Here is a 5,103-nt window from a genome sequence, read left to right as displayed (position 1 = left end):
CGTCACCCGCTTCGTGGAAGAGTGCTAATCCTTTGGTATCAAGGGATTTACGGCACTCTTTTTTTAGTGATTACACAAAAAATCCACAAAACGGCGAAAAAAACGAATTAATAGAGGTCTTTCATGTAATTAAATACTTTCTCTTTGTTTTTTTTGCGGTTCTCTTGTGTAACTGAAGCATACTCATATGACTGTGAAATGTTCTTATGCCCAAGTTGAGATTTGATATAAATCGGATCAGCTTCAGCAAGTATTAAAGCATCTGCTCGTGCATGTCTAAAACCATGCGAGGTGATGCGAGGAACTCCAGCTAATTTACAAGTTTCTTCTATATAATCGTTTACAGCATCATTAGTGATCGGCCAAGTGTTTCTTTCATTTACGAAAACTAAATTTCTAGGATTTTTTACTTTGCCTAAAACAATTCGTTCATTTTGAATCTTTTTATGTTTCTTTAATTCCATGAAAAGGGAATAGGGAACATCGACACCTCTAACACCGTCAGGAGTCTTAGTATCTCCTAGACCTCGATCTTCTTCATCATATTGATAGGCTCGTTCAATGTTGATTAAACCATGCTGTTCATTTAGATCAGTCCAATATAGTGCTGCTACTTCTTGATAGCGGCAACCAGTATAAAGTTGGGTCAAAACAAAATATTTACTAATGGTATCGGGACGAGCGAGAAGGGTACTTCTAAATTTCTTCGTATCTTCATAACTTATCGTAATTTCTTTATTGTGGACTGGATCTACACCAGTAAGCTTTGCGTTTCTTGCTGGATTTGAGGAAATAATCCTCATATCCATTGCTTCGAGAAAAACTGCTTTACAAATTTCGTGCCGGTTCTTCACCGTATTTTTCGATAATGGATCGCCTTTTTGTCCACCTTCACTACCAAGCCAGTTTAAAAATTTCTGATAATTTAACTTCGTTATTCCTGCTAACGTCTGTTTTGTTCCAAAAAACTGTTCAAGGTTTTTACCAGTAAGGACATAGCGACGAAGAGTCCGATTTGATACATTGCCATTTTTGAAGGTTTCTACATATTCGTTAAAAAAATTAATTAGATTGGTTTGTTTGACCATTTCCCCGCTTGAAACCTTAGCTAAAAAATCGACCTTCTTTGCGTTCACGGCTTTTTTAGTTACATCAGTAATCATTTTATCTTTCCATTCACTGGTAATAGGGTCTTTGTATCGAAAGCGAAGCCGCCAGTTACCATTTTCAAGTCGTTTTGGTTCTGCCATAGTTATTCACTCCATAATTTATTGTTATCTACGTCAATTGTTCCTAGAATCGGAAAAAGATAGCCTTTATCTGTTTTGATTGGTTTATATATTTCCTTTTTATGGTCAAAAACCATTATTTGATAATATTGCTCACTATAAAGTTTATTTTGATCTAGGTTCCAATCCTTTTTAGATTCAGGAAACCTTAAATCTAGTTTTTCCTTTATTTGTTTTGCAGTATACATAAAAAACATTCCTTTCTGATTTTAGATTCATTAATCAATTTACAGCTGAAAAAGTCGTTCGTTCATTTGTGTATACATAGATAATCTCTGATTTCAAACCATATGAATCAAACGTATGTTCGTTTTACGCGTTAAAAGAAAAGCCCGAAGGCTAATCTTTTTATTGAGTCTGACCAGTGACTTCAAATTTGTCCACTGTTATAGCAGGTACAGTAATATTCCCACCTAGTGTTGACTCATAATCAGTGGTTCCTTGTGATTCACCATAAATAGTAATTAGATCGTTCTCTAAGACACGACTAGTTAGCAATTCGCTAGGGATCTGAATTAATACCATGTTGTCATAATCCTGATCTACAGCTAGTCTGTATTGTGTATAATCGTCTCCCTCGATTACTTGTGCGATCTCCCCAGAAAGAGTAACTTTATCACCTAAATGATCGTCAGGAGTTCTAGCCAGGTTGTCGTAAGTAATATTTGTGTTGTAATCAGCTATATTTACTTCTTCGGGATCGACAGAAGTATCGTTTAATATTTCGCTGTCATCCGAGTAATCGATTTCTTCTTCAGAACTTTCTTCTGTAGAACGCGATGTTTCATTTTTTTTGCTCCTGGACGTTTCCGATACTTTCGTTGCTGATTGAGACGGAGCATTAATAACACTAGATATTGCGATACCAACAATTAGTAATGCTGCAGAAGATCCGAGAATGATTCCGCTTGTTTTTTTTGGTGTTTTCTTGATGACATTGATGACGATCATTACTAAACCAACAATAAGACCTACGAATCCAACCAGAGCCAAAATAGTTGCAATTACCATAAAAATCCCCCTAATAATTTCATTTTCAACTCCCACTTAGCGGCAGGTAGTTGTAGTCGCCAAATTAGTTTACATCTTATCTGTTGGTATGATTCCATACAGAAAAACACCGTGAATTATTACATCAACTTCATCTTCGTCTTTTATATATTCCCAAGGTGCATGAAATTTTGAATAAGAAAGCGGAGTAAACTTAATCCCTTTATCCGTACGAAAAACCTGTTTAAGTGTTGCATCGTCACCGTTAATAGTAACGGCGCAAATATCTCCGTCTTCCCACTCGCACGTTTTATGGACTACGGCGATCGCACCTTCTGGAACAATCCGATTCATTGAATCTCCTAAAACCCTCAAAGCAAAAATATCTTTTCTTCCATATCGTTTAATCGTGGTTGGTTGTATAGAGATCTCTCCCTCGTAGTCACTGACTAACCCCGATGGGGCAGAAGCAGCAATACGGCCAAGAATTTGAATCGTATTTTCTTCTGGAATAGTGCCAGATATTTTTATTTCATTATTGAAGTCTTTTTGATCAAGTAAATGATCTATGGAAATTCCAAAGAGATTAGACAAAGTTTTTAAAGCCTCTGAATTCGGTTCAGCTCTACCAACTTCCCAACTCCCGATTGTTTGCTGAGAAACATTTATTTTTTTAGCAAGTTGCGCCTGAGTCCAACCGTTGTACTTTCGATATTCCTTGATTTTATCTTTAAGCATAGATTAGCCTCCTTTAAAGTATATTTTATACTACAAACCGTAGTATAAAAACCGAAAAATGTAATATACAAAAAAATGTAGTAAAAACAGTTGACTTACTACTTTTTGTAGTATATTATTACTACATAAGGTAGTAATAAGCGAGGTGATTAAATTGAAAAATAAGCTGAACGAAATTAGAACTGATCAAAATGTATCACAAGAAAAGTTGGCTATTTTGTTAAATGTATCTCAAAAAACTGTTAGCTCTTGGGAAATTGGGCGAACAACTCCCAAACCTTCGCAAATGCAGCATATCGAAGACATATTCGAAATACCAAAAGAAGATATTTTTTTTACAGCTTTTAACTACAAAAATGAGTTAAAGCATAATAAGGAGGCTTCAAAATGAAAGACAAACCACAAACAATCAAAGCAACAATAGCGTCTGGATTCCTAGATCAATATATCGAAATGCTAATTCCAGCGCTCAAAAGAAAATTCGATGTCAAACCCGGAATAGAAGGCTCGTTTTTTATGGAGCCGGGTGGCACTGATGAAATGCTAATACGATTTTTATCGAACGACGAAACTGCACAAGAAATTTTCGACTTTATTAACTCAAAATGGCAGTTCGAAAGCGTTCCGGTTTTAGCTTCATAGGTTTGATTGAAGCTCTAAATTGATTATGTCAATAAGAGCGTCTGAATGGAAGAAGAGAAAATCAGAATAAGAGGAGGTTTTTGGATGAATGCAGTTTCTCAAGTGCTGAAAAAGCCAATTATCAAATGGTTAGTAAAAAGTGAAGTAAGTAAAAGAGAGTTGTCTAAGGCATTAGGTGTTTCGAGACAATCACCGACAGATTGGACGAAGGATAAACCGACACCAGTCACACCAGAAAACGGAGTAAGGATTTCTGACTATGCAAATGATAGTGATTTAACTATGAGCATAATTTATCAGTTTTTCGGTATCTTCCGACCAATGGATGGAGATGTTTATAAAAGCGATTTGTCAGCTAGTGATGATTTGCAAGAACTTGAGGAAGACGAGAGAGACGAAGCGAAAAGATTAGCTAAAAGGGTCTTATGCAAAGAAGTTCAACGGCTAACTACAGCAGACCATACATTACTTATTAAATTGGCAAAGGAACAAGCAGAAGTAATTTTTGCAGGTATACAATTTCTAAATGCATTATGCAAAGTGGAAAATATTTCAATTATGGATTTGTTCAGTATGTTCATGAAGGACTGGCAAGATGCAGGTTATTTCGGAGGGGATTAGATGATTGATTCAGAAAAAGAAATGAAGGATTTAGCGATATGCCTTTCTAGAAATTTAGTTTTATGTATGTGTTACGGAAAACCCATTAAAAATAATGAACTATCTAAAAAAAGTGGCGTTTCACTTGCAGTGATCACTCGGATCAAAAATGACTGGCAAGGTAAAGAAAAGGTTCAGTTGGAAACAGTGGTCAAACTTGCAGCTGCTCTTAATGTAGAAGCAGTTGATTTATTAAGTAAGAATTCAATTTATCAAAAATTGGAGGGAACAGCATGAGAAATGATTTTGAGTATGTAGCAACGATTCCAGCAGAACTTGCAAGAAAGCGTTCAGAATTTAAAGCAGCAAAAATTGTGGTCACTGGTGCAATGATTGGAACGGCGTGCGTTGGATACTGGCAGATTGCTTTGGCTATCCTATTACCATTTTTATGGGTAGTGAATAAGATTGGCAAAAAGGTGATTGGATTATGAGGGCACAAAAAAAGAGACTTACTAGCCGGCAAGCAAAAGTAAGTCACTAACGAATTAATATCTAGGAGGATTATAACATGTTTGATTATGATACCGCAATGGCTGATCCTGAGAGCCACATATTTACGAATGTGAGTCAAACGAATAATAGCCTTGCTCAATCCGAATACGACTATATGTATGACGATTTTGGTACGCAAGTCTATTCAAGTGATTTGGTCATGAAAGTAGTCTTTAAGAAAAGAAAAGTTAACAACAACTGTTTGACTACAATCACTTTTGCTAAGTACGTAACGATTGATAACTATGTTGAATTAATCGATGACATTGGCATTGAGTATCAAGATTAC

Annotated in this window: 10 protein-coding genes; 6 read left to right on the top strand and 4 right to left on the bottom strand. The window is 35.8% G+C overall.

The genetic code is table 11. From position 1 onward, the window contains the following. Positions 1-107: 107 nt before the first annotated feature. The 4 genes from RV00_RS15650 to RV00_RS15635 all read right to left on the bottom strand — a co-directional run bounded on the left by RV00_RS15650 (position 108) and on the right by RV00_RS15635 (position 3,017). Positions 108-1,250: a tyrosine-type recombinase/integrase gene (locus tag RV00_RS15650; RefSeq protein WP_071863472.1), complete on the bottom strand. Its 1,143-nt coding sequence runs from the start codon at positions 1,248-1,250 to the stop codon at positions 108-110. 2 nt (positions 1,251-1,252) lie between these two features. Beyond that, positions 1,253-1,477: a hypothetical protein gene (locus RV00_RS15645; RefSeq protein ID WP_071863471.1), complete on the bottom strand. Its 225-nt coding sequence runs from the start codon at positions 1,475-1,477 to the stop codon at positions 1,253-1,255. Positions 1,478-1,637: 160 nt separating this feature from the next. Next, entirely contained in the window at positions 1,638-2,300 is a 663-nt protein-coding gene (locus RV00_RS15640) for a hypothetical protein (protein ID WP_071863470.1), read from the bottom strand. A 69-nt stretch (positions 2,301-2,369) separates the two neighbouring features. Continuing rightward, positions 2,370-3,017 (bottom strand): LexA family protein, encoded by a 648-nt coding sequence (locus RV00_RS15635; protein WP_071863469.1) that lies wholly within the window; start codon positions 3,015-3,017, stop codon positions 2,370-2,372. Positions 3,018-3,171: 154 nt separating this feature from the next. On the opposite strand from RV00_RS15635, the gene RV00_RS15630 reads away from it, so the two are divergent. The 6 genes from RV00_RS15630 to RV00_RS15605 all read left to right on the top strand — a co-directional run. Continuing rightward, positions 3,172-3,408: a helix-turn-helix transcriptional regulator gene (locus RV00_RS15630; RefSeq protein ID WP_071863468.1), complete on the top strand. Its 237-nt coding sequence runs from the start codon at positions 3,172-3,174 to the stop codon at positions 3,406-3,408. Continuing rightward, positions 3,405-3,659 carry a hypothetical protein gene (locus RV00_RS15625; RefSeq protein WP_071863467.1) on the top strand — a complete coding sequence of 85 codons (255 nt, stop codon included), beginning with the start codon at positions 3,405-3,407 and terminating at the stop codon, positions 3,657-3,659. Before RV00_RS15630 ends, RV00_RS15625 begins: the two co-directional genes overlap by 4 nt. Positions 3,660-3,704: 45 nt before the next feature. After that, a complete protein-coding gene (locus RV00_RS15620) occupies positions 3,705-4,280 on the top strand; it encodes a hypothetical protein (RefSeq protein ID WP_249024119.1) in 576 nt (191 codons plus the stop codon). Further along, positions 4,281-4,556 (top strand): helix-turn-helix domain-containing protein, encoded by a 276-nt coding sequence (locus RV00_RS15615; protein ID WP_071863465.1) that lies wholly within the window; start codon positions 4,281-4,283, stop codon positions 4,554-4,556. It begins immediately after the preceding gene. Further along, on the top strand, positions 4,553-4,753 hold the full coding sequence (locus tag RV00_RS15610) for a hypothetical protein (protein WP_071863464.1): 201 nt from the start codon (positions 4,553-4,555) through the stop codon (positions 4,751-4,753). The genes RV00_RS15615 and RV00_RS15610 overlap by 4 nt, the downstream gene beginning before the upstream one ends. A 77-nt stretch (positions 4,754-4,830) precedes the next feature. Further along, positions 4,831-5,103: hypothetical protein (locus RV00_RS15605; RefSeq protein WP_071863463.1), on the top strand; the 273-nt coding region annotated here is incomplete at its 3' end.

The organism is Enterococcus devriesei (genome assembly GCF_001885905.1).
Taxonomy (GTDB): domain Bacteria; phylum Bacillota; class Bacilli; order Lactobacillales; family Enterococcaceae; genus Enterococcus_A; species Enterococcus_A devriesei.
The sequence above is the reverse complement of the archived record's forward strand: the minus strand, read 5'-3'. Positions and strand labels throughout refer to the sequence as shown.